Here is a 21,672-nt window from a genome sequence, read left to right as displayed (position 1 = left end):
CAAAGACGGGGGCGTTGATGGAGGAAGAGCAGCAGTTCGTAAGCCACCAGGGTCCGAACAACGTGGTGCGCTTCGGCCGAACCCACCGGCTGCTCGTCGGGGTGATCGTGGCCGGTGCGCTCGTCATCGCCGGGATCGGCTTCGCCGGTTCGTACGCGGCGGTCCGAGAGCTGGCGATCAAGAAGGGCTTCGGGAACTTCTCGTACGTCTTCCCGATCGGCATCGACGCGGGTATCTGCGTCCTGCTCGCTCTGGACCTGCTGCTGAGCTGGATCCGCATCCCGTTCCCCCTGCTGCGCCAGACCGCATGGGTGCTGACAGTGGCGACGATCGCGTTCAACGGCGCGGCGGCCTGGCCGGACCCGCTGGGTGTCGGCATGCACGCCGTCATCCCGGTCCTGTTCGTGGTCTCCGTCGAGGCGGCCCGGCACGCGACCGGCCGAATAGCCGACATCACCGCCGACAAGCACATGGAGGGCGTCCGCCTCACCCGCTGGCTGCTCTCCCCGGTCCCCACGTTCCTGCTGTGGCGCCGGATGAAACTGTGGGAACTGCGCTCCTACGAGCAGGTCATCAAGCTGGAGCAGGAACGTCTCGTCTACCAGGCCCGCCTGAACTCCCGCTTCGGCCGCGCCTGGCGCCGCAAGGCCCCCGTGGAGTCCCTGATGCCGCTGCGCCTGGCGCGCTACGGCATCCCCCTCTCGGAGACGGCCCCGGCAGGCCTGGCGGCAGCGGGCATCGAGCCCGCGCTGCTGCCGCCGGCACCCGCGCCCGTGCAGGCGTCCGTCCCGGTCGCCGCCGGCCCGGGGCCCGAGCATCGGGAGCTGGAGTCGAACCAACTGGCGGCCGGATACGTCCAGCAGACTCCGGAGCAAGCCGAGGCTCAGGCCCGAGCACGGGCGCAGATGCCGCAGGCGCAGATGTCGGCTCCGGCATTCCAGGAGGCTCGTAGGAGTGGTCTGTTCGCGGACGCCTACCAGTCGTGGGTTGCTCAGTTCCTCGTGGCGCCCACGCCGGGCCAGTTCGCCCTGTTCCTACGAGACCAGTTCGCCATCACAACAGCAGCAGGCGACCCACTGTCCGACGAGCAGCTGTCCCCCATTCTGGTCAGTCTGCAGCAGCGTTACGAGCCGACCACCACCGCTGCTGAGGACGGGCGTGCCGGTGACGACATGGACTGGGAGGAATTCTTCTACCGGGCCTGGATCAACTTCGCGCACGAGTACGGCAGATACCCGGAGGCGGCCGCCCTGGCCCGCTACGTCTTCGAGCGCGACGGCATCACCACCGCGGCCGGTGAACCTCTCGTCGCGCAAGACCTCCACACGTTCGTCCACGCCTTCCAGCAGCGCGACTTCGATGAAGGCGCACCGCCCACCGGCGAAACGGTGACCGAACTGGGCGAAACGAAGAACGCTCCAAATCCCGCCCCCACCATGGCGCCTCCTGCCAGCACGGGAACGCACGCAGCCGAGGAGATACCCGGCCCGAAGGTGAACGCATCCATCAACAAGCAGCAACCACCAGCGAGCCAAGACAACGCCCTCACCGTGGTCGACCAGTACTACCTCGCGTGGAAGAACTACAAGAACGTGCACGGCCAGGAGCCCACAGACAAGCAGCTCTCCACACACCTCGCCAGCGATGGCGTGACCAGCCGCGGCGGCAACCCCGTCAGCCCATCCACGCTGCGCCGCTACTTCCTCCCCTTCCGCATGTACCACGTCTGGGCCGACCACCGGACGGACGCGGACAGTCCCTCTGCCGAGAGCGTGGCCCAGGACTGCGCACTTCGGGGGATCACCGCCCAATACAACAGACTCATCACCGCCGAGGACATCACCAAGCAGACCGACGACTTCGAGCGCCGCTGGCAGGCCATGACGAACCCCACACGTGACGCCGATCTCGAAATTTAGGTCTGGTCGCTCGTGAGGGTCACGAGCGCAGTCCACGAACCAAGCGACTCGCGGCACTGAACGCCTTTCGCGTGCCCGGTGTCACTGGAGTTGCTCTGGTCAGGTTCAGTGACAGTGGGATCGCCGAGAGCCAGGGTGCTTCCTTCGTCTCGCAGCGGGACAGAGTTGCAGGCAGCGGCATAGACAGAACCCTCAACACCGCTGTCCGAGAAGCGCAGGGCCCCTCAGCACGACCCCCACCGTGGCAGGTACTTCAAGCCCCATGGCATGCGCGACGACAAGGCCTACGAGTGACCAGTGAAGTCAAATGTCAAGCTCAGCAGAACCATCCGTTCTGCACCCAGCCGTTGCGGTTGACGTCACCATAGGCGAAGCCGTACACCCAGCCACCGCTGACGCTCTTCACATCGAAGGTCTGGGGGTAGGACAACGTGCCCATCCAGGCCCCGCCGGGATCAGTCCGCACGTACAGGCTGTCCGCACAGACCGCCATTCGGACACCGGGTATGCCGTTCGCCGCCTGGGCCGGGGCCGCGGTCAGCCCGACCCCGAGCGTAGTCAGGCATACGAGGGTCAGAGCGCCCGACCCCACCCGGGACCTCACGCTTCGGCGCGCTTCATTTGCATCACGGCGCAGGCTCACCATGATCCGTAACCTCCTATGCACTCCTCACGTACATAGCCCCAATCGTTGGGGCCAAAGTCGAAGGTCGCCGCCCAGCCGTTGTACACGGGGTGGGCTCCGGGAGTGTGGCCGACCTTGTCCCCGTAGGGGAGGACGCGCAGGAGGCCGGTGGGGCCGGACGCGCTGTCATAGTTCGCGTAGAAGCTTGCGCTCTGACAGGCGATGATTGCGTGAGTGGGAACCACTGCAGCATCGGCCGCTGGTGCCGTCAGGGCGAGAGGAGCGGCCACGGCGACAGCCGCCGCAATCCGCGCGAGTACTGACATTTTTCTCCAAGAGGTGGGGTACGTCGCACAATTGGCATGTCCACATCTACCCGCGTAGCGCCGCCGCAACCCCTCAACCCTGCGGGACTATTGACGCAATTATGACAATCCCAGCGTGCCTTCTACGCGAACTGCCCAGCCCGGCGGGGCGAGCATGGGTCTGATCGACCTGGGCGCGCTACTCGCTCAACGCGGGTTACCGCGTCGTCCTCAAGGACATCCTCTATTCCGCCGACCACTACGGTGCCATGCTCGCCCAGCTGCGCGCCGACACCGGGGCTCCAGCTTCTACGACTTGTACCGGACGGGCCCTTCGAAGAGACCCTCGCCTGGCACGCGATCAAGCCCCAGGCAGTCGAGTGCGGCGAATCAGTCGTTGTCGTTGTAGAAGGTGATGCTGCGCCAGTCTGTGACGCACGAGCGGTTCAGGAAGATCCAGCCGATCGCGCTGTCGCGAACGACGATCGCCGGGTTGGACCCGTTCGTCGTGAAGCGATACATCACGGTGGTGCCCGGATTGCCTGCCACATCGCGCAGTGAACCGTCGTTGTATGTGCTGGTCGTGTAGTAGTTGTAGTACGCCGTGCAGGCCGGGTTGACCGTGATTGCGGTGCCGTCCGTGGCCGCGTGCGCGGCTGCGTTGAAGTTGTATCCGATCGTCCGGCGGTGCGAGATGTTGTCCTTGGTCGCGTCGCTGCACGACTCCGCGACGGACGCGGTCGGGCTGGAACCGAGGGCGCCGGGCGGGATCCAGCCACAGATGTTGTTGCCGCCCAAGCTGCGCCCGTAGTGGTAGTTGCTCGGGTTGGTCTGGTGGACGTCGAAGGACGAGCCAGCCATGGCTGTGCCGACCCAGTAGCCGCACGGCGCGTTCTGCAGCCAGGTGCCGGCCGGGATGGTGCCGGAGTTGTTGCACACGGTCGGCTTGGGGGAGCTCGGCTGGACGGTGTACCTGTTGACGTTCGCCTGGGAGGAGGTGGGGAGCAGGCCGACGAGTGCGGCCGCCGCGGCGAGCGTGATGGCGGCGCGTGCGCGGCGCCGGAGGGTCGTGCCGATCGTGGTCATCACAGCAACTCCTTCGTTGCGGAGGGATGGTGCGGCGGGAAGTCGCAGCCGCAGGTGGTGACAGTGGGCCCCCTGGGCGCGGTTGACCGAGACGGACGGTGCGGCTGCCGCCCGGCGCTCGCGGCCAAGCCCTCGGAGAACGAGATTGACCATGGATGTGTCCCTTCTTCCGGATTCGGATGACTGCCGGCTGCTGTACGGAGGCATCGACATAGCTGACCGCGGGGGCCTGACTGCGCAGGGCTGACCTGCCCCGCACACGGGGTCGGCCGGTGCACTTCGCGGTGCCGGTCAGGTGACCACCGCCTGTCAGGTGTGGGATCCGGCCGCACCATATGCGTTGTGACTGCGGAGGTAGACGGGAGGTGGTTCGCTGGCGCAAGTGACGTAGAAGCTGGCGGACCGTCAGGCGGTCAACACTGTTGCGGCGGGATGTGGATCTTGGCTGGGGAATGCTCCCGGGCGACCGTGGCGGTGACGATCGCCCCTACGTCAAGGGCCCGTTCTGAGGCGTTGAAGGGCCATCAACTCCTCGACGACGGGAAGAAGGTTTGCCGCCCGCAGGAGGTGTCCGCGCAGGTGAACTGGCGGACCCGCAGGCGTGGGTTTCTGAGCCCCGGCGGTGTCCCCGTCCGCCGGGCGGGGACACCTGCGCGTGCGGGCTCAGCAGCCGCCGCAGTTGTAGTAGAGGACGTCCCAGTGGTTACCCTCGTCCGCGTAGATGTTTCCGGATCCGGCCTGGTACTGGGGAGCGCCGTCACCACGGAGACCTATGTAGCTGAAGGCGCTGTGGATGTAGTTGGTGAGACAGGTGGACTTGCCGTAGTCGAGCTTGTAGCCGTTCCAGTGCGAGTACGTGCCGCTGGCATGCCCGGTCTCGGTGCCGCCGGTGATGTTGAGCGCGCAACCGGTGGCGCTCTTCAGGGTCTGGGCGCCCTGGGCGGTGGCGAGGTTGAGCTGATCGAAGGACGTGCAGGTGGCGTTGTTCCGGTCGGAGCAGCCGCCGGAGGACGACCAGGTGATACCGGACGAGCTGAACCGGGACGTGGCCTGTGCATGCGTGAGCTTGGTGACGGCGTGGGCCTCGGTGGCGCCGCTGCCGAAGGCGCCGACGCCGGGGAGGAACAGGGCGCCGAGGACGAGGGCGAGCGCGGTCAGGGCCGAGCGCAGTTTCGGGCGATGCAACATAGGGGGGATTCCTCCTGCTCATGACAACTTTGGGGCGGAACTGTCGCATGCTGGAGCAGGGAGATAGTGCCCGAGTTCTACGCGCGTCACAAGAGCGCGTCCGGACGAGTTGGCCATTGAGGTTGAACTTGTTTTGATCCGCCGTCAGAGGGTCACGGTTCGAGCGACGCCGACAACTCTGCTGGGCACCGCCGATATCGCCGCCCACTCGGTGTCGTAGTCGGGCCGCACCTCGGCGACCATCCGTACCGCACGACGGCGCAGCTCAAGCGGGTACTGGGAAGGACGTGCCATGACTCGATCCTCTTAAACGATCGAGTCTCTATCGAACCCGGAACGGTTCACTTCGTGGCTGGTCAGGGGCCTTCCACGCCAGTTCATGGTGATGTGGGAGAACAGCCGGTGCTCGATCCGGTTCCACTTCGATGTTCCGGGACAAGGCCGTTGCTTGAGCATGGCAAGCAGTTCGCGGTGACGTTACACGGCGTCCGACACCGCACGTCGCAGACGGGCGTGCCACCAAGGCTGCGCGCCGCCTTGGCCGAGCCGACGTGCGGCGTCCTTGCACGGGAGGCACCCTGGAAGGGACCTGACCGGACGTAGACGCCCGGCCTGCAGAGCTGATCTGCCCGCGCCGGAGGCGCCGCATGGAAGATCTGGCCATGGCACCGGACGACGCGCTGCTCGTCATCGACGCAGCGGGTCTCATCGTCGGGTGGAGCCAGGAGGCCAGGTTCCTGTTCGAGCGCGGCACGTGCCTCACCGTCGGCCGTCCCGTCGTGGAGCTGCTGACCGCGGTATGGACCCCGGCCGGCGCCGGACCGGACCGCCGTTCGGACAGGACAGCGGCGATTCCCGGGCTCGCGGTAAAACCCGTGACGTTGCGCGATGGCCGCTCCGGCTGGGGCGTCTACCTGCTACGCCCAGAGGAGCAGGGCGCTGACGCACGGGGGCAGGCACTGCTGACGGCGCTGTTCACCCAGTCGCCCATCGGGATGCAGGTACTGGATCCCGATCTGCGCGTCCTGCGGGTGAACACAGCGGCAGCGGGGATGAGTGCATTCGAGTCCACAGACGTGCTCGGCCACCGCCTCAGCGACGTGATCCATCTGTCCGACCCTGAAGAGACCGTGGCGATGTTGCACGACGTGCTCGCCACCGGCGAACCCGCGCTGGACAGGCTCGTACGCGGCCGCCCACCCAACGACCCCGCTCACGAGCACGTGTACTCCGTCTCCCTGTTCCGGCTTCAAGACGCCGACGGCCGGGTGCTGGGCGTATCCACGGCCGTGGTGGACGTCACCGGCCGCGAGCGGGTCCTCGCCCACGCTCGAGTCCTCAACGACGTGCGAGAACGTCTGGGGCACACGCTCGAGCTGGACACAACCTGCGGCGAACTCGTCGACGTCCTCGTGCCCGCCTTCGCCGACGCCGCAGAAGTCGACCTGCTGGACCCCGTCGTGCGGGGCGAGGACCCCCCGCCCGGGCCCGTGGGACCCGCCATACCCCTGCGGCGGATGTCCTTCGCCTCGGCGGACCCTCAACGGCACTCACTGGGCACCGGTACGGGCCCGTTCAGATTTCCTGGAGCGTGGCTTCAGTCCCTGACGGACCTACGCCCCCAGCTGATCACGTACCAGCCGGACGAAATCCCCGACCACCATCCACAGGCGTCCCGCGCGCAGGGCTCGCCGGGCCCACACTCTGCCATCGTCACCCCGATGACCCTGAGGAACGACGTACTGGGAGACGGCCAAAAAAATCGGCTGGAGATCAAGATCGGCGGGGACGACGGCGACGTTCTCGTACGCGGCGTGGATGAGGTCGCGGTAGCTGCGGCGGACGTTGTACTCGGGGTCGGAAAGCCACTTGATGAGGGTGTCGGGTCGGACGTCGAGGCCGGCGCTCTCCAGGGCCTGGTACCCGCGGTGGGTTCCGGTGAGCTGGCTGAGCCGGGCGTGCCAGTGTCTGGCGCTGCAGGAGGACAGTCGGTGGCGTGCTCGCAAACCCCGCGCGAGCACCGACGGGCCGACCGGCCCCGCGCCTCCACGCCTCCACGCCTCCAGCGCAGTTGCGACTTCGACGCAGCCCGCCCCGTTCGGAGGTACCGGATGGCCAGGGTGTCGCCGCCCGCGGTATCGACCGCACATCGCCCAACGCACGCCTGCCAGGCAGCCGTTGAGGCCCGGCTCCGGCCTAGGAAGTGACGTCGAGCGGCCGCAGGAAGCGCCGCTCGTAGCGCTTGATGCAGCGGGTGTTGCGGGCCAACTCGATGGCGTCCTGGCACTCCGGGTCGGTCATGCTGTCCGAGCGGTACTGCTCGTACGCGGCGAAACTGGGAAAGGAGAAGAGCGCGTAGGCGATGTCACTGTCGCCCTCACTCGGCAAAAAGTAGCCGTGGTGCGTCCCGCCGAAACGGTTGACGAGCCCGACCCAGCGGCGGCCGTATTCCTCGAAGTCCTCGAGCTTGTCGGCGTCGATCTCGTACTTCAGATGAATGGTGATCACGTCCACATGATGCTGCATGCCGGTTCAGGCTCGAAGTCCGGAACGGACCCGTTCCTGCGCACCTCGGTCGGCCGTGCCGACCACCACGCCCCTCCCCCACCGTCTGTCCTGTCCACACAGCCCAGGCCCGCACGGACCCAACTGCCCACGGTGAAGGCCGGGTTGCAAACGGAGCATCTTCGGTGAACGAGCCGCGCCGCGGTGACCGGGTCCGTAGGCTTTGCGGCGAAATCACTGGAAACCTCCTGCAGGGGCTGAAACGCCGTGAACACTGCGACTCTGCCGCTGCTCGGCGCCGCGGGCGGAGCGGTACGCGGAATCATGCACGCCTACGACTGCATGACCGATGTGCTGATGGCCTGCGACCCCGCTGCGACCCGGCTGCGAGAGTGCGGTTCCACGGTGTCGCCCCGGGGAGGGCCTGGCTGAATGTCGTGGGAATTCCGCATGGCCGTGATGCAGGCGTTCCAGCACGGCCTGTCGGCTCTCACGCAGTGGGTGGAGCGGGAAGGGCGCCCACCGGCTTGTATCGCGCGGCCACAATGAGCAGATCACCGTCGACGGCGAGACGGAGCCGACCGTCGTGAAGCTGGGTGTGCCGGTCTCGAAGACGAGGCGCGACAAGCTCACCCAGGAACAGCAAGTCGCACTGCGCAAGCTTGGGGCAAAGTGGGCGTGAGCGGCCGTGGTCTGGCAGGATCCGCGGGTGTCCGCTTCCCTGTACGAATCGCATGTGACGGTCCGCTGTGCCGACCCCGACGAGTGGGTGCGGCTGCAGCGGTGGGCGGCTTCGGGTGGTCTGAAGCTGACGCATATCGTGCTGGCGCGCGGCCGGATGCGCGATCAGCCCATGCTCACACTGTCCGGTTCCTCGTCGTACGTTGAGCAGGCCGAGCGAGTGCGGGACGTCGTGGCGGGGCTTCGTGCGGACGGCTTCGAGCCGGTGCGGGTGAAGACCGAGTGCACACCGTGGGCCGCGGAGGTGCCGGCTCGGCTCGGCGGGGACGACGAACGGTACTTCGAGCATCACGTGAAGCTGCTGCTCGACGCGGACACGGACCTGGCCGCGCTCGCGGCCCGGGTGGTGCCGCACAGCGCCCATCTGTCGTGGAACGCCTTGCGGGTGAGGGCCGGTGCGCGGCATGAGCGGTTCGTGACGCAGCGGTGCCGCGGGGCGGGCGCCGATGGGGCGGGGCGGGCGCTGGAGCGGTTGCTGGCAGAGCTGGGCGGGTTCGTGGTGCTGGGTGTGGAGCGGGAGTTCGTGCTCCATGACAGTGACCTGTCCGTGGACGACGGTTGGATCGCGGAGCCTGTGGGGGTACGGACATGAGTGGAACGGCGTGGGACGGGTTCGGCTGGCGGAGCACTGAGCTGCCCCGGGAGCCGCTGGACGAGGTCACCCGCGAGGCGGAGGACCTGCCGAAGACGCTGCAGTGGGTGCCGGGGGACGACGTGGTGCAGCGTCCCGTCTTCGACCCGTCGCTGAAGCACCACCAGAACGCCTACCGCGCGACAGACCCGCGGTTCGCAGATCCGGCGCGGGGCGAGACGTGGCGGGCGGCCCGGCGCGGGGCCCTGCATCTGGTGCTGGACGCGATCGCCTCGTCGCAGTGGGTGGACGCACTGGTGCTCAGGGGCAGCGTGCTGATGTCGGCGTGGTTCCCGGACGCCGCCCGCGAGCCCGGCGACCTGGACTTCGTCGTCGTCCCCGACACCTGGCGGATCGACGACGACCGTACGGACCACATGCTGCGCGGGATCGCCGCGGCGGCGCAGACGCTGGCCGAGGCGCGCGGACGCGAGGTCGGGATCTCGGCGCAGGGCGCGGTGGTCGAGGACATCTGGACCTACGACCGGGTACCGGGCTGCCGCATGGTGCTGCCGTGGGAATCGCCCGGGCTGCCGGGCGGCCATGTCCAGCTCGACTTCGTCTTCAACGAGCGGCTGCCCGAAGCCCCCGAGCCGGCAGAGCTGCCGGGCGGCACGGTCGTGCAGGCGGCCACGCCTGAACTGTCCCTGGCCTGGAAGTTGATGTGGCTGATCAACGACGCGCACGCGCAGGGCAAGGATCTGTACGACGCCGTGCTGCTGGCCGAGCGGCATCCGCTCCGCTACGAGCTGCTGCACGAGGTGTTCCGGCTGTCGGGCGAGTGGCCGTATCGGCAGCGCGAGAGCATCCTGCTCGAGGATGTGGCGGAGGCGGTCGGGTACGTGGAGTGGAAACACTTCGTCACCGAGTACCCGCAGTTCAGGGATGCCGAGCGGGAGTACGCGGACCGGCTGGTGCGGGCTGTGACGAAGACGTTCAAGGGGGCCGCCGGCTGATCCGGGCCCGGTGAAAGCTCTGAGGCCCCGGGAGCAGCACGGACAGACTCGGTGCGTGGGGTTTCCGAGCGGCTGGTGGACAGTCGCCTGCTCTGCCGGACGCGCTCTTTGACCTGTCAGTCCGGGGCCTGAGAGAACCCGCGGCGGAAATCAACTCCGCCACGGACTCCCGGCAGGAGCCGTAACGGTCCTCAGGGGCCTTGGCCATCGCCTTCGCCATCACACTGTCGACGGCCGACGCGAGCCCCGGACATCTCCCGGAGAGATCCGGCGGCGGGTCGTACCGGTGCGCCCACAGCAGCGCCATGTCATCGTCCCTCTGGAACACGGGCCCGCCCGCAAGGGCCGCCGTCTACGTACGGGAGTTGACGTCGCGGCCGAGCCGTCGGGGTACGAACGTGGTCTCGATCGACTCGGGCTCGGGCCTGGCCAACGCCACGATCCAACAGCGCCTGGTGCCGGTCCGGTTGTTCTACGACTTCCTCATGGAGGACGGGCAGCGCGACTCCAACCCGGTCGGCCGGGGCCGCTTCACGCCCGGCAGGCGACGCGGCGGGCACGAGCGCGGTCTCGTGCCGAGGTTTACGCCAAGATCACACCGAACACGCTGGCCAGGGCCTACAACGACGCCGGGTACTTCGAGCGCAACGTCCGCACCATCGAGGTTCTGGTCGACCGGGACGCGGTCACCTCCAGTGCCGCCGCATCGGGCGAGCCGTGGCAGTACTACGACCTCGGTCACGGGTTCTGCACCTACACGTTCTTTGAGCAGTGCCCGCACCGCATGGCCTGAGCTCGCTGCGATTTCTACACGCCCAAGACCTCCAGCAAGGGCCAGCTCCTGGAGGCCAAGGACAACCTTCAGCGCATGCGGGCGAGCGTCCCGCTCAACGACAAGGAACGCGCTGCCGTCGACGACGGCCAGGCCGTGCTCGATCAACTGCTGGAACGGCTGGTCGATGTTCCCACGCCAGCGGGGGCGACACCCCGCCAGCTCGGAATACCCGCGACGGCCACGTTGCTTCCTCTCGTCGAGGTGCGGAACGCCAAGGATTCGGCGGGGAGTTACGCAGAGCCATTCACAGCCGGCGACACCAACTGAAGGGCGAACTGTGACGTCTCAAATGGCCGCGCACCTGGCTGGTCTCTATCCTGAACTCGGCCGGGACAGAACGCTCCAGACTGTTCTGCAGCAGGCCGTCCACCAAGCTGGATACCGGTTGGACATGCTCCCTGAACGAGCACGAGGGTGGAAGCGAATCGGCGCCCGGGCTGACAGCGACTGCCGGACGACGAGCACTCTCCTGGGCCTCCATCACCGCAGCTTCCTCATGCGCTTCCGGGAACACCGGGTCACGATCGCCACGGGCACGACCAGCAGTCTGAACGAGGCCTCCACGGCTATCGCGGTCTGGCAGTCCGGCGTCACCCCGGAACATCTGCTATCCGCATGCCCGTTCGTCTACATGGGCCCACTCACGGAAGCCCCCGAGCGCGGCACCAAAGTCGAGACCGCGTGGGCAAGCTATCGCCAGACCCCGGCCTTGCACGTCGACCACTTCCTCATTGAGGCGGCCTACGACCAGCCGCAGCTGCGGGCTTTGTTCCCCTTCCACAGTCACAGGTCACTGGGCTTCAGCCGCTGCACCGAATTCCCCCACACCCACGATGTTCCAGTGGTTACTCCCGTGAACGGGAAGTACCGCGTCACGTGGTGGAGAACCCGCGGGCCTCACGACGGGCCGGCGGGCATTGGAGAGGCTGACAACCCGCAGGACGCCGTCGCCTTGGTCGTTGCCCATCTGCCCCCGGAGTGCGGCCCGGCAGTCGTCGGCACTGCCGAAGACCTTGACAGATCAGATTCCACATAACTCGCCGTTGGGTGGTCGAACGGTCCATCGCCTGGGTCATGCACGCCCGCAGACACGCACGCAACTACGAACGGCTCATCCAAAACTCCGAGTCGCTGATCACCTGGGCCGCGATCACCCTCATGACCAGGCGCGTCACCCGACGCCAGTCCCGCCGGTTCAGCCAGCCGGCCTCCCGCGAAGCCCAGCGGGACTGATCGTTCTCACGGTCACCGCAGTGAACCTGGCCCGAAGCCATACGGCCAGACCAGCTATCTGTTCACTCTTCCACGACCACTGGGCAGCCATTCACTTATCGCCGGAGATGTCCTGCGTGTCCGGGGAGAACGCGTCCTCCCACATCGGCACGCCTTCGTTGGTGCGGGCGGACAGCACCCGGCAGCCCATCAGCTCGACAGCAGCCCAAATACGGAGCCGCGCCGCTGCACCATCCTCCGCCGGAAAAGCCGCTCGGATCTGGTGACCGTAGGCCGTCTCGTAGGTCAGGCGCCAATCAAGGCCGCTGACCGCGAAGTGGTCCTGTCGGACGTCGTCCTCGTACGGAGACTGATAGGTACCGCGATCCTCCGTCGGACCCAGCGAATCCCGCAAGATCCTTAGACGCTCCAAATATGCGCCCGTGCCGTCGGACAGCCTGATGTTGACGTGTTGAAGTTCCCGGGCCGTCGTGAACCAGGGACGGAGTCCCAGTTCCATGCCGCCGATAATCCCCGACCTGATCTTGCCGCTGGTCCACCCCTCGATGAACGCAGCGCAGCCCATCTCGTACACCTCGTAGTCGTCGTCGCGACTCCACACCACGACCGGCCACGTGTCCGGCGGCCCCTCTGTGAGCCAGCACAGACGGTCGGCGTCCGGGCTCCCACCCCAGATCAGCAAGGCGCCGGGCGCGGGGTAAAGCGGATAAGGGAGCCGCTTCGAACCGGGAACGGTCCATTCATTCTGGTATCTGACGTCCTGCCAGCTCAGGCCGTTGTGCCTGTTGCCACCGAAGGGCGTCCTGACGTACAGGAAGTCGCAGAACTCGCCCCAGCCGTACCGCTCGACCAGCTCCTTGTAGTCGGTGGGTAGCGTCACCGGCAGCTGGGCTTCGACAGCCAGCCAGTCGCCCACCGCATCAATAGGATCTACCGGCACGGCTACGAGGCGGGCCAACCTCTCGAACAAGCTCATCACGATCGGCAGCGTAGACCGCAACGACGACACTGCGTCGGTGGCCCCTATCCCTGAAGGTTCGGAAACAGGTACTCATCTTGACTCTGTCGGGGATCTTGGTGCCGCCGAGGTCAGCTGCCCAGGGTTCGCCAGGACTTCGGCCGGGGTATCTCGCGCTGGTCGAGGTAGTTCTGGAAGGCAGTCGGTCGGCGGGGTGTGTGGGCTTCTTCGGTCGGTGGCAGTCCGCTGAGGCGCTCGATGTTGACGGCGATGGCCGTCAGGACATGCTGGATGTGGGCCTTTCCTTGTCCTCGGTAGCGGCAGCGTCGCATGCCATATCCGTGGGCGAACTCGTTAACCGTGCCCTCCACTCCGGAGCGGACCGCGTAGCGGGTCTTCCACTCGGGTGTCTGTTGCTCGGTACGGACGCGAAGTTGCAGGTCGCGGAGTTCTCGTGGGGGAAAGCCCACGGTGCGGGTGCTTTCCCGGGAGGTGGTGCATTGGGTGCGCGCCGGGCAGGGCTGGCACTGGCTTTTGGTGAACCTGGCCACGATCAGCGGGGCCGCTGTGGGTGAGGAGGTCGGGTAGGGGCCGTGCCAGCCCTGGCTGACCTGGCCCTGGGGACAGGTGACCTGCTGACGGTCGTAGTCGATGTGGAAGTCGTCCCGGGCGAAGCCCTCGTCGCGGCGGTGCTGACGGGTGGGGTTGCTCCGCAGTGGTCCAGAGACGGTGACCTGGTGTTCACGGGTGGCTTGTTCCAGGTGGGGCAGGGAGGTGTACCCGGCGTCGACCAGGTGCTCGGCGGGCAGAAGTCCGCGGCGGGAGAGGCGGGTGTGGATGCCGGGCAGGACCTTGCTGTCGTGGGTGGTGGCCGCGGTGGTGGCCACGTCCGTGATCACGTTGGGGCCGTCGGGAGCGCAGGTCTCGGTCAGGTGAGCGGAGAACCCTTTCCAGCTGATGATGTGTCCGTGCCGTACGTAGCGGGCCGAGGTGTCGTAGGGAGAGACGACCGCACGGGACGAGGGCGGCAGCCCGGATCCGCCTTCCTTCTCGGCGGTGCGCCAGCGCAGGTGTCCTGCGGCGTCACGGTGGTAGTTCTGCACCATGATCTGGCGCAGGGCCTGGATACGAGGACCGGACGTGCGGTCTGCTCCGCGCCGGTAGAGGTGTTCCAGGAGCCGGACGGCGTCGTTTCCCGTGGCAAGGATCCTGGTCTTGGGCTTGGTGGGGTTCTTTCCCAGGCGGACCGGTCGGCCGTAGCGGTGCCCCCAGTCCTCATCGACCAGCTCGTCCAGCAGCTGAGGGGAGGTGCTGGCGACCTCTTCCAATGCGGCGCGGACCGCCTCGGTGATCAGCTCCAGGCGGGTCAGGTCACGCACCGCGGCCAGGACATGGGTGGAGTCGGTGCGCTGAGTGGTGCGCTCGCGCACCAGGCCGGCCTCCTTGAGGCGAGCCAGCGCGAGGTCGAGGAGACGGTCAGCACGGTCGCCTTCGGCGAGACGATCGCGGAAATCGGCCAGCACGCTGTGATGGAACCCGGGGTCGTCCAGCTCCATGGCCATCGCGTACTTGAAGTCGATGCGACAGCGGACCGCCTCCGCGGCCTGCCGGTCCGACAGGCCGAGCAGGAACTGCAGCACACAGACGGTAGCCAGTTGAGCGGGCGAGAGACCCGGGCGCCCGTCACGCGGGTACCAGTCGGCGAAGTCCTCGTCATGCCACAGCCCGTCCAGCCGGTCTCTTACCCATATCGCCGTCGTGCCGCCCGGGTTACTCGCCCGCGCGACCTGCACAGTCAGAGACGGGATCTGCTCACCAGAACGTGGACGAAGGGACAACGGGCACCTCGACAACTGCATCGGTCATCGGAACTACCCGAGCATGCCCGTTGACCATGCTGCCGCACCGCGAAACTCCAAGATCCCCGACTGTGAGGATGCGGGAGGCACCGCTCGCGGGTCTGACCCGATCCCCGATTGACGCTCCGGCTGTCCTCACTCTGAATCGTCGACCTGCCGAGCGGTGCCACTGCGCGTACCGGCTCGGCGATCGTGACCTCATAGGAGCTTGACCCAGGCGGTCCCATCACAGTCGTGTCCGTCCGCCGAGCCGGTGCGCGCGAGTCCACATCCGCGTACGGAAGGACAACTCGGCCGCCATGCCACAGCCCATCGAAGTGATCGGCGGGATCGACACCCACACCGACGTCCACCAGGCCGCCGTCATCGACACCATCGGCCGGCACCTGGCCACCGAGGCGTTCCCCACCACGCCTGAAGGCTACCGGCGCCTGCTGGCCTGGCTGCGCTCGCACGGCCAGGTGCTGACGGTGGGCATGGAGGGCACGGGATCCTACGGAGCCGAACTGGCCCGGCACTTGCGTGCCAGCCAGATCACCGTGGTCGAAGTGGACCGGCCCGATCGTCGAGCTCGCCGCGCCACGGGCAAATCCGACCCTGTCGACGCCTACGCCGCCGCGACCGCAGTGCTCTCCGGCCGCGCCAGCGGCACGCCGAAGGATCGCGACGGCACGGTCGAGGCAATCCGCACACTCCGCGTGGTACGTGCCAGCGCCATCAAGGCCCGCACCCAGACCGTCAACCAGCTCAAATCACTGATCATCACCGCGCCCGCGGCGACGCGCGAAGCACTGCGCTCGCTGACCACCACCGAGCTGATACGGCGTCTGGCCGCCAGCCGACCCGGCTCCGATCTGACCACCCCGGCCGCCGCCGTCAAACTCGCGCTCAAACGCCTGGCCAAGCGATACCAGCACCTGAGCGAAGAGATCGCGGACGCGGACGCCGAGTTGCGCACCCTGATCACCCACACCGCGCCCGGACTGCTCGCGCTACCGGGCGTCGGGACCGAAACCGCCGGGCAGTTGCTGGTCACCGCCGGGGACAACCCCGACAGGCTCGTCTCGGAGGCATCCTTCGCCCACCTCTGCGCAGCCGCACCCGTGCCGGCCTCCTCAGGCCGCACTGATCGCCATCGGCTCAACCGCGGCGGCGACCGCCAGGCCAACCGCGCGCTGCACACCATCGTCCTGGTCCGCATGCGTCACGACCCACGCACCCGCGACTACGTCGCACGACGCACCCTCGAAGGGCTCAAGACGAAGGACATCTTCAGATGCCTCAAGCGCTTCATCGCGCGAGAGGTCTACCGCCACCTCACCAGCGCACCATCGACATCTCCAGCCACTTGACGATCTATAGGAGCTTCAGAGTCAAGCTGAGACCGCGTTTGAGATCTGGTCGTAGGACAATCGATCGGTGACGCCCCCCTTGCATCGTGACCGCTCCCTTGAAGAGCTTGAACGCGACCGCTGGCCGGCCCCGTCAGCCGACGACACCCGTCTTGTCGCTACTGCACTCGCCTTGCGGCGTCGGCCGATCGGCGAGTTGACCGTCGAAGACATGCGCTTGTTGATCAGGCAGGACATAGGCCTGCCCTACCTCCTGCCACTGGCACTGGAGGTGCTGCGAGACAACCCGATGGCAGAGGGGCACATGTACGAAGGCGATCTGCTGTCCGCGGTCCTCACCAGGAACCCAGCAGTCTGGACCGAGTTTCCCGAACTCGGCCGAGAGCTTCGCGCGATCGTCTCGAAATTGACCGGCGTCTCGAAGTTGACCGGCCTGCCCCCTGACGCGCAACAGAGGGCTGAGCGCCTTCTGGCTCAATAGCGCACCGACGCAGGACGCTCCCCGTGGAAGAGAAGGCCGACGTATCTACGGAACATCTCGCAGGAGCAAGCGCCGGCCCGGACGCGTCGCTGGTCGGCCCCGGGTGAGTCGGCGGACCATAATGCCGATCATTGCCCAGCGGATCATGGTCTCCGAGCGGGCCGGGCTGGTCGCGTAGTCACGCGCGAGGCGGCAGTGGGCGGTGAGCCACGAGAAGGTGCGCTCGATCGCCCATCTCTTGGGCTGGACCTGGAATCCGCGCTGGCCCGGGGCCTTGCGCACGATCTCAAGTTCGCGGCCGAGGATCGTGCGTGACCACTCCACGAGGCGGCCGGCGAAGCCCTGGTCCGCCCAGATCTTCTGCACGCCCGGATGATCCAAGCGGGTCCACAGCAACGAACGCTTCGCGCCGTCGCGATCCTGGATGCTCGCCGCGACCACGTGAACCGCCAGCAGCAGGCCCAGGGGGTCCGTGACGATGAACCGCTTGCGGCCCTTCACCTTCTTGCCCGCGTCGAAGCCCTTAATTCCGGCCTCTCGTCGGACCGGCCAGCGCAGTCCGCGCCAGTTCACGTAGCCACACATGTGCGGGGTCGGTGTCATAGCGCTGATGCCAAGACAGGTACACCCGGGCCGAGGGCAGTTCGAACGGCAGCGGGACCAGGACCAGATCCGCGGCCGCTGAGTGTGTGGTGGATTCGGGGGCTGTGACAAGGAGGTCCGACTCGCGCACGAACTCGAACCCGGCCCCTTCGGTGGGCGCGGTCGCCACCACACGTCGGGTGAGGCCAAGCCGCGCCAGAGCCTCGTCGAGAGCGTTGTCGAACCTTCCGCGCCGCGAGATGGTGATGTGCTCGGCCTCGGCGTACCGCGCGGCGGTGACGGCTTCGGCATGGGCGAGCGGGTGCCCTCGCCGCATGACGATGACGTGGCGGCTTTCGGCCACCTGGTCGGCGCGGATCTCGGGCTGGGTCGGGCGGTTCGCGTTCGCTTCGAGGTCGACTTCGCCGCGACGCAGTTCGGGGGTGTCGATGCTCGATTCCGCGATGAAGCGCAAACGCACGCCCGGCGCCTGCTTACGCACCTCCGCGAGGAGCGTGGGGCCGCTGAGGGCGACGAGAGAATCGTGCCAGCGGAGAGTGAAGGTGCGCTCGAGTGTCGTGAGGTCGAGTTCACGGCTTGGTGCCAGCACGCTTTGGACCTGCTGCAGCAGGTCGTGGACCTGTTCCCGAACGGCGATCGCGTACGGCGTCGGAGTCATAGTGCGTCCGGTGCGCACCAGGATCTGATCCCCCGTTGTTCTCCGGATCCGGCCGAGGCTTCGGCTCATCGCCGGGGCGGTCACGTGCAGGCGCTCGGCCGCGCCAGTCACGCTTCCTTCCTCGAGGAGCGCGTCGAGCGCGGCGAGCAGGTTCAAATCCAATTGCATGCGAGTCACTCTAGACGTGCTTTACATGCACTTGAGGTTAATGCTGCGTGCTCGTACCTTCGAGGTGCGGGCGCAAAGATCGACGGTTTCGCCCTCTGCTTCATCCCCCTGCTGAGATGGGAGTACCGCCATGCCCGAATCGATTCAGAGCACTGGAAATGCCGCGGCCACCGGCTCCGTGTCCGACGCCGAACTGCTCGCGCAGACCGCCATCGCCGTAGGCGCGGCCGGCTCGGCACTGCGGGAGCGGTTCAGCGGCGTGGTCCGCTACCGGACGCGCGAAGAGCTGATGCGCGCACTCGCCGCCAACGACGACGCGGCCCTCGATGTCCTGCGCCCACGCCTCGCGCTCCTGCGCCCGATGGCCGGCTGGATCGAGGAAGAGCTCGAGGGCGGGGCCCTGCCTCCCGGCGAATGGTGGGTCGTGGATCCTGCTGAAGGGAACGTCAACCACCTGCACGGCCTGCCGGAGTGGGCGGTGACCGCCACACTCGTGCGCGAGAACCGGCCGGTACTCACCGCGGTCCACCTGCCGTTGACCGGCGAGACCTACACCGCGCTCGCGGGCGGCGGCGCCTACCTCGACGGCCGGCCGCTGCACGTTTCTGAGACCACGGACCTCGGACTGAGCCTCGTGGCCACGAGCCAGGCCAGGCCGGACGAAGACGAAGCGATCGTGCGGCGCATCGGTTCCTCGATCACCGCAATGCTGCTCGACGCTCTCGTGGTACGGACATCTGTGCCCGCGACCCTGCACCTGCTGAACGTGGCTGCCGGGCGGATCGACGCCTTTTGGCAGTTCGCCGGGGCCCGCGCGGACCTGCTGCCCGGCGCACTGCTCGTAGCCGAGGCCGGCAGACGGATCTCCGACGCCGAGGGCCACCCCTGGACGCCGGAGAGCAAGAGCTTGCTGGCCACTGCGCCCGGTGTGCACGCGGATGCTGTCGCCACGCTCTCGCGCTGACCACCTCTAAGAACCATGAGCGCTGGAAGGACCAGATCAGCATGACCATGATCGCCGTACTCGGAAACGGCCGCGTCGGCGGCAGCCTGTCCGCAGCCCTCACCCGGGCCGGGCATGAGGTGACCGTGGCGGACCGCTCGCCAGGCGCTGCCGCCGACGCTGCCCGGACAGGGCAGATCGTCATCAACGCCACGCCGGGCGCCGGCTCGCTGGAACGGCTCCTCGCTCTGCGCGAGGAGCTGGAGGGCAAGATCCTCGTAGACGTCTCCAACGCCACCGTCGACGGACCGGACGGACTGCCCGCCAACCTGCTCTACCCCGGCTCAAGCCTCGGGGAGCAACTCCAAGTTGCGCTCCCCGGCACGCGCGTCGTCAAGACGCTCAACACAATGCTCTACACGGTGATGACAGCGCCTACCGCACTCGTCCAGTCGCCCACCGCCTTCCTCTCCGGTGAGGACCCGGGGGCCAAGCAGGCCGTCCGCGGGCTTCTCGAAGACCTCGGCTGGCACCGGGAGTGGATCACGGACCTCGGCGGGATCGAGACCGCGCAGGCCGTCGAGGCCGCAATCCTGTTCGTGCCTCACGTGATCCGGTCCAGCGGATTCGCGCCCTTCGCCATCTCGATCGCCCGCTGACCGGACGAAAAGCTGTGAGCCGCGACCAGGCATCTCTGTTCCCCGTGGTTCTGCCCGCAACGGTGCGCTCATTGAGCCACCGCTGCGGGCAGAACCAGCTCCACGCCAGCGGACGCGGCGGATGTCGTCGTTCCGGGCAGGCGGGCCCATGGGGCGCCCTGGCGCGGAATTGACGCACCAGCAGCCGAAGGGCGTAGCCGTCTCTGCGCCCCGCCCCAGTTGCCGTGCCAGCGGGGCGGCCGCTGGCCGTGAGCTGGCCGCGCTTTCTCTGACCTCGCACACCTCGGGCGACGTCGGCAGTACGGACCTCGATGTCTTCGCCCGACTCTGCGGTCGCTCACCCCGGCAGGCCGCGGAACTCCTCGACCTGCTCGTGGCGTCTCACGCCCCGACCGTCTGTAGGCACAACCGGGAAACAGGCGAGGTCTTCTGATCGCTGCCGGGTCAGCCGAGGCCGACTGCAAAAGAAGGGCGAACCAGTGCGCGACAGGACCGTCCTGAAGCAGATGAACCGAAGAAGGCGCTCGCGCACACCGTGCCCACCGGCGCCAAAGGCATAACCTCGCCGTCGCTGACGCTTCACATGCCCCAGCTAGGCTGGAGCAGCTGCTCCAGGTGCACGGGCAGATCGGCGAAGACCCGACCGAGCCGCCGCACTCCAAGCCCTACCCCTACCCCGCGCTCGATCATGAACCGGAGATCGGGAGGTTCACCCGCTCGCTGCGTGGCCAGGGCCTGCACCCGTTCCGAACGCCGAACGCCCTGAATGCGACTCCGGAGATGACGGAATGCGCCGAGCGGGGCAGCGGGCCAGGTGGCCGCCGCGAGTGGTGGCACGCTTGCTGGCCGCTCTGAGCGTCGCAGTTGGCTGGCTCAACGAGCCCCCTGCTGGTCAGCAGTTGATGGGAGGGTTACCGGAAGCGACTCGGCAGTAGTCCGACCCGAGTCCGCCATCGACGGTACCGGCGTTCGGGCCGACGGAGATGAAGTCGCCGTCGGCTCCGCCGAGGATTTTGCCGGTCGCCGTGGTACCGGCGTTGGCCGTGATGGAGTCGCCACCGGCGCCGCCGTCGACGGTACCGGCAACGATGCCGTTGATGACGATGTAGTCGCTGCCGCCCAAGCCGTTGACGCTGTCGCCCAAGGCGAGGGCGCCGCAGCTGATGTAGTCGGAGCCGGCAGTACCGCTGACGGTCGTACCGGACACGGGGCTGCCGTTGACCGTACATGACGTCAGGGCTTGTGCAGGCGTTGCTGTCAGGGCAAGGGGAGCGGCCACGAGGGTGGCGACGCAGAGCGTACGTATCGCTTGTCTGATCATGTAATGAGTGGCTCACGATGATTTCATGATCGCAATGCTGCACCATCGGTGGCGCCACCGTTCGGGGCAGTCTGCTCCCCGGACGGGCCATCGAGGCCGACAGTCAGATGATCGGGGTTTGCGGCGGGTGTCCGAGGCCGGAGTCAGGGGTCCATCCTGCAGGTTCCCAATCTGGGAACCTGCAGGAACCGCCTACACCGACGCCGCTGGCGTAGGGAAGTTCACCTGGGAGCCGTCACCTCCCAGTCGTCATGGCGTTGTTGTACATCGCGCACGTCGCTGCGGTACAGCAGCGAGGTACAGCAACTGGCAACGCCCGCGGCGGCCCAGTAACGCCCATCTGGACCTGCCCCGGCGGGCGGCCGACCACTGGCGGGTGCTGGCGGGTGCTGGCGGGTGCTGGCGGGTGCTGGCGGGTGCTGGCGGGTGCTGAGATTCCCGGAAGGAAACGGCTGACCCCGGGCGCTCGCCGAAGGCCCGGCCGACGCCGGGGCGGCGAAAGGGTTGGTGTGCGGGGCCGGCGGAACCGGGTAACGTCTTTGTCATGTTCTTCCAGACGCCGATTCACGAGTGAGAGCGTGATGGGCCCCCGCTGACGTCCTTCGACGTCGCCGCCCGTCGCCCACCGATGAATCCGTAGATCACT

19 protein-coding genes and 4 pseudogenes are annotated in these 21,672 nt (G+C 67.4%); 12 read left to right on the top strand and 11 right to left on the bottom strand.

All coding sequences use genetic code 11. The features are described from left to right. Positions 1 to 17: 17 nt before the first annotated feature. A pseudogene (locus N4G66_RS36510) lies at positions 18 to 776 on the top strand (DUF2637 domain-containing protein); the annotation flags it as partial. A 1,459-nt stretch (positions 777 to 2,235) separates the two neighbouring features. Here the strand turns inward: N4G66_RS36510 and N4G66_RS36505 are convergent. From N4G66_RS36505 to N4G66_RS36485, 5 genes and pseudogenes are all read right to left on the bottom strand, one after another. Continuing rightward, complete coding sequence (locus tag N4G66_RS36505) at positions 2,236 to 2,358, bottom strand: hypothetical protein (protein WP_261708602.1); 123 nt, start codon at positions 2,356 to 2,358, stop codon at positions 2,236 to 2,238. 881 nt (positions 2,359 to 3,239) lie between these two features. Beyond that, a complete protein-coding gene (locus N4G66_RS36500) occupies positions 3,240 to 3,935 on the bottom strand; it encodes a hypothetical protein (RefSeq protein ID WP_261708601.1) in 696 nt (231 codons plus the stop codon). A 663-nt stretch (positions 3,936 to 4,598) separates the two neighbouring features. Continuing rightward, positions 4,599 to 5,123: a hypothetical protein gene (locus N4G66_RS36495; RefSeq protein WP_261708600.1), complete on the bottom strand. Its 525-nt coding sequence runs from the start codon at positions 5,121 to 5,123 to the stop codon at positions 4,599 to 4,601. Positions 5,124 to 5,276: 153 nt separating this feature from the next. After that, positions 5,277 to 5,417: pseudogene (locus N4G66_RS36490) on the bottom strand (IS3-like element ISMyma3 family transposase); the annotation flags it as partial. A 48-nt stretch (positions 5,418 to 5,465) separates the two neighbouring features. Further along, a pseudogene (locus N4G66_RS36485) lies at positions 5,466 to 5,558 on the bottom strand (ISAzo13-like element transposase-related protein); the annotation flags it as partial. 212 nt (positions 5,559 to 5,770) lie between these two features. Here N4G66_RS36485 and N4G66_RS36480 point away from each other — a divergent pair. Continuing rightward, positions 5,771 to 7,330: a PAS domain-containing protein gene (locus N4G66_RS36480; RefSeq protein WP_261708599.1), complete on the top strand. Its 1,560-nt coding sequence runs from the start codon at positions 5,771 to 5,773 to the stop codon at positions 7,328 to 7,330. Here N4G66_RS36480 and N4G66_RS36475 read toward each other — a convergent pair. After that, the gene (locus tag N4G66_RS36475) at positions 7,320 to 7,631 is read right to left on the bottom strand and encodes an NIPSNAP family protein (RefSeq protein ID WP_261708654.1); all 312 of its coding nucleotides are present in this window, start codon (positions 7,629 to 7,631) and stop codon (positions 7,320 to 7,322) included. The genes N4G66_RS36480 and N4G66_RS36475 overlap by 11 nt on opposite strands. Before the next feature lie 264 nt (positions 7,632 to 7,895). Between N4G66_RS36475 and N4G66_RS36470 the strand changes: the two genes are divergently transcribed. From N4G66_RS36470 to N4G66_RS36435, 6 genes and pseudogenes are all read left to right on the top strand, one after another. After that, positions 7,896 to 8,060, top strand: coding sequence for a hypothetical protein (locus N4G66_RS36470; protein WP_261708598.1), 165 nt, complete (start codon positions 7,896 to 7,898; stop codon positions 8,058 to 8,060). A 277-nt stretch (positions 8,061 to 8,337) separates the two neighbouring features. Continuing rightward, positions 8,338 to 8,961 (top strand): hypothetical protein, encoded by a 624-nt coding sequence (locus N4G66_RS36460; RefSeq protein ID WP_261708597.1) that lies wholly within the window; start codon positions 8,338 to 8,340, stop codon positions 8,959 to 8,961. After that, the gene (locus tag N4G66_RS36455; RefSeq protein WP_261708596.1) at positions 8,958 to 9,956 is read left to right on the top strand and encodes a nucleotidyl transferase AbiEii/AbiGii toxin family protein; all 999 of its coding nucleotides are present in this window, start codon (positions 8,958 to 8,960) and stop codon (positions 9,954 to 9,956) included. The genes N4G66_RS36460 and N4G66_RS36455 overlap by 4 nt, the downstream gene beginning before the upstream one ends. Before the next feature lie 868 nt (positions 9,957 to 10,824). Continuing rightward, positions 10,825 to 11,058, top strand: coding sequence for a hypothetical protein (locus N4G66_RS36445; protein ID WP_261708595.1), 234 nt, complete (start codon positions 10,825 to 10,827; stop codon positions 11,056 to 11,058). A 22-nt stretch (positions 11,059 to 11,080) separates the two neighbouring features. Continuing rightward, positions 11,081 to 11,827 carry a DUF6193 family natural product biosynthesis protein gene (locus N4G66_RS45740; RefSeq protein ID WP_315903734.1) on the top strand — a complete coding sequence of 249 codons (747 nt, stop codon included), beginning with the start codon at positions 11,081 to 11,083 and terminating at the stop codon, positions 11,825 to 11,827. Further along, positions 11,824 to 11,970 (top strand): annotated as a pseudogene (locus tag N4G66_RS36435) (IS5-like element IS4811 family transposase); the annotation flags it as partial. The gene N4G66_RS45740 and the pseudogene N4G66_RS36435, both read left to right, overlap by 4 nt. Before the next feature lie 145 nt (positions 11,971 to 12,115). Here N4G66_RS36435 and N4G66_RS36430 read toward each other — a convergent pair. Continuing rightward, complete coding sequence (locus N4G66_RS36430; RefSeq protein ID WP_261708652.1) at positions 12,116 to 13,000, bottom strand: SMI1/KNR4 family protein; 885 nt, start codon at positions 12,998 to 13,000, stop codon at positions 12,116 to 12,118. Positions 13,001 to 13,113: 113 nt separating this feature from the next. After that, the gene (locus N4G66_RS36425; protein ID WP_261708594.1) at positions 13,114 to 14,775 is read right to left on the bottom strand and encodes an IS1182 family transposase; all 1,662 of its coding nucleotides are present in this window, start codon (positions 14,773 to 14,775) and stop codon (positions 13,114 to 13,116) included. A gap of 365 nt (positions 14,776 to 15,140) precedes the next feature. Between N4G66_RS36425 and N4G66_RS36420 the strand changes: the two genes are divergently transcribed. Both N4G66_RS36420 and N4G66_RS36415 read left to right on the top strand, forming a co-directional pair. After that, positions 15,141 to 16,193 (top strand): IS110 family transposase, encoded by a 1,053-nt coding sequence (locus N4G66_RS36420; RefSeq protein ID WP_261708593.1) that lies wholly within the window; start codon positions 15,141 to 15,143, stop codon positions 16,191 to 16,193. Positions 16,194 to 16,260: 67 nt separating this feature from the next. Then, positions 16,261 to 16,674 (top strand): contact-dependent growth inhibition system immunity protein, encoded by a 414-nt coding sequence (locus tag N4G66_RS36415; RefSeq protein ID WP_261708592.1) that lies wholly within the window; start codon positions 16,261 to 16,263, stop codon positions 16,672 to 16,674. A 45-nt stretch (positions 16,675 to 16,719) separates the two neighbouring features. On the opposite strand, the gene N4G66_RS36410 is transcribed toward N4G66_RS36415, so the two are convergent. Then, positions 16,720 to 17,247, bottom strand: a complete 528-nt coding sequence (locus tag N4G66_RS36410; protein WP_261708591.1) for a transposase — start codon at positions 17,245 to 17,247, stop codon at positions 16,720 to 16,722. Continuing rightward, the gene (locus N4G66_RS36405) at positions 17,198 to 18,103 is read right to left on the bottom strand and encodes a LysR family transcriptional regulator (protein ID WP_261708590.1); all 906 of its coding nucleotides are present in this window, start codon (positions 18,101 to 18,103) and stop codon (positions 17,198 to 17,200) included. Before N4G66_RS36405 ends, N4G66_RS36410 begins: the two co-directional genes overlap by 50 nt. A 130-nt stretch (positions 18,104 to 18,233) precedes the next feature. Here N4G66_RS36405 and N4G66_RS36400 point away from each other — a divergent pair, with 130 nt between their 5' ends. Together N4G66_RS36400 and N4G66_RS36395 are read left to right on the top strand one after the other, a co-directional pair. Beyond that, positions 18,234 to 19,067: an inositol monophosphatase family protein gene (locus tag N4G66_RS36400; protein ID WP_261708589.1), complete on the top strand. Its 834-nt coding sequence runs from the start codon at positions 18,234 to 18,236 to the stop codon at positions 19,065 to 19,067. Positions 19,068 to 19,108: 41 nt separating this feature from the next. Next, a complete protein-coding gene (locus N4G66_RS36395) occupies positions 19,109 to 19,705 on the top strand; it encodes an NADPH-dependent F420 reductase (protein WP_261708588.1) in 597 nt (198 codons plus the stop codon). Between the two features lie 892 nt (positions 19,706 to 20,597). Here the strand turns inward: N4G66_RS36395 and N4G66_RS36390 are convergent. Continuing rightward, positions 20,598 to 20,912, bottom strand: a complete 315-nt coding sequence (locus N4G66_RS36390; protein ID WP_261708587.1) for a hypothetical protein — start codon at positions 20,910 to 20,912, stop codon at positions 20,598 to 20,600. Between the last annotated feature and the right edge of the window lie 760 nt (positions 20,913 to 21,672).

It is taken from the genome of Streptomyces rhizosphaerihabitans (assembly GCF_025399795.1).
Classification (GTDB): Bacteria; Actinomycetota; Actinomycetes; order Streptomycetales; family Streptomycetaceae; genus Streptomyces; species Streptomyces rhizosphaerihabitans.
Note: the sequence above shows the minus strand (reverse complement) of the source record. Positions and strands in the feature narration are given on the sequence as shown.

Coding starts and splice junctions, on each gene's coding strand:
- N4G66_RS45740 (WP_315903734.1), top strand. CDS start 11,081: ATGGCCGCGCACCTGGCTGGTCTCTATCCTGAACTCGGCCGGGACAGA.
- N4G66_RS36420 (WP_261708593.1), top strand. CDS start 15,141: ATGCCACAGCCCATCGAAGTGATCGGCGGGATCGACACCCACACCGAC.
- N4G66_RS36405 (WP_261708590.1), bottom strand. CDS start 18,103: ATGCAATTGGATTTGAACCTGCTCGCCGCGCTCGACGCGCTCCTCGAG.
- N4G66_RS36500 (WP_261708601.1), bottom strand. CDS start 3,935: ATGACCACGATCGGCACGACCCTCCGGCGCCGCGCACGCGCCGCCATC.
- N4G66_RS36395 (WP_261708588.1), top strand. CDS start 19,109: ATGACCATGATCGCCGTACTCGGAAACGGCCGCGTCGGCGGCAGCCTG.
- N4G66_RS36505 (WP_261708602.1), bottom strand. CDS start 2,358: ATGGGCACGTTGTCCTACCCCCAGACCTTCGATGTGAAGAGCGTCAGC.
- N4G66_RS36480 (WP_261708599.1), top strand. CDS start 5,771: ATGGAAGATCTGGCCATGGCACCGGACGACGCGCTGCTCGTCATCGAC.
- N4G66_RS36445 (WP_261708595.1), top strand. CDS start 10,825: ATGCGGGCGAGCGTCCCGCTCAACGACAAGGAACGCGCTGCCGTCGAC.
- N4G66_RS36430 (WP_261708652.1), bottom strand. CDS start 13,000: ATGAGCTTGTTCGAGAGGTTGGCCCGCCTCGTAGCCGTGCCGGTAGAT.
- N4G66_RS36495 (WP_261708600.1), bottom strand. CDS start 5,123: ATGTTGCATCGCCCGAAACTGCGCTCGGCCCTGACCGCGCTCGCCCTC.
- N4G66_RS36400 (WP_261708589.1), top strand. CDS start 18,234: ATGCCCGAATCGATTCAGAGCACTGGAAATGCCGCGGCCACCGGCTCC.
- N4G66_RS36455 (WP_261708596.1), top strand. CDS start 8,958: ATGAGTGGAACGGCGTGGGACGGGTTCGGCTGGCGGAGCACTGAGCTG.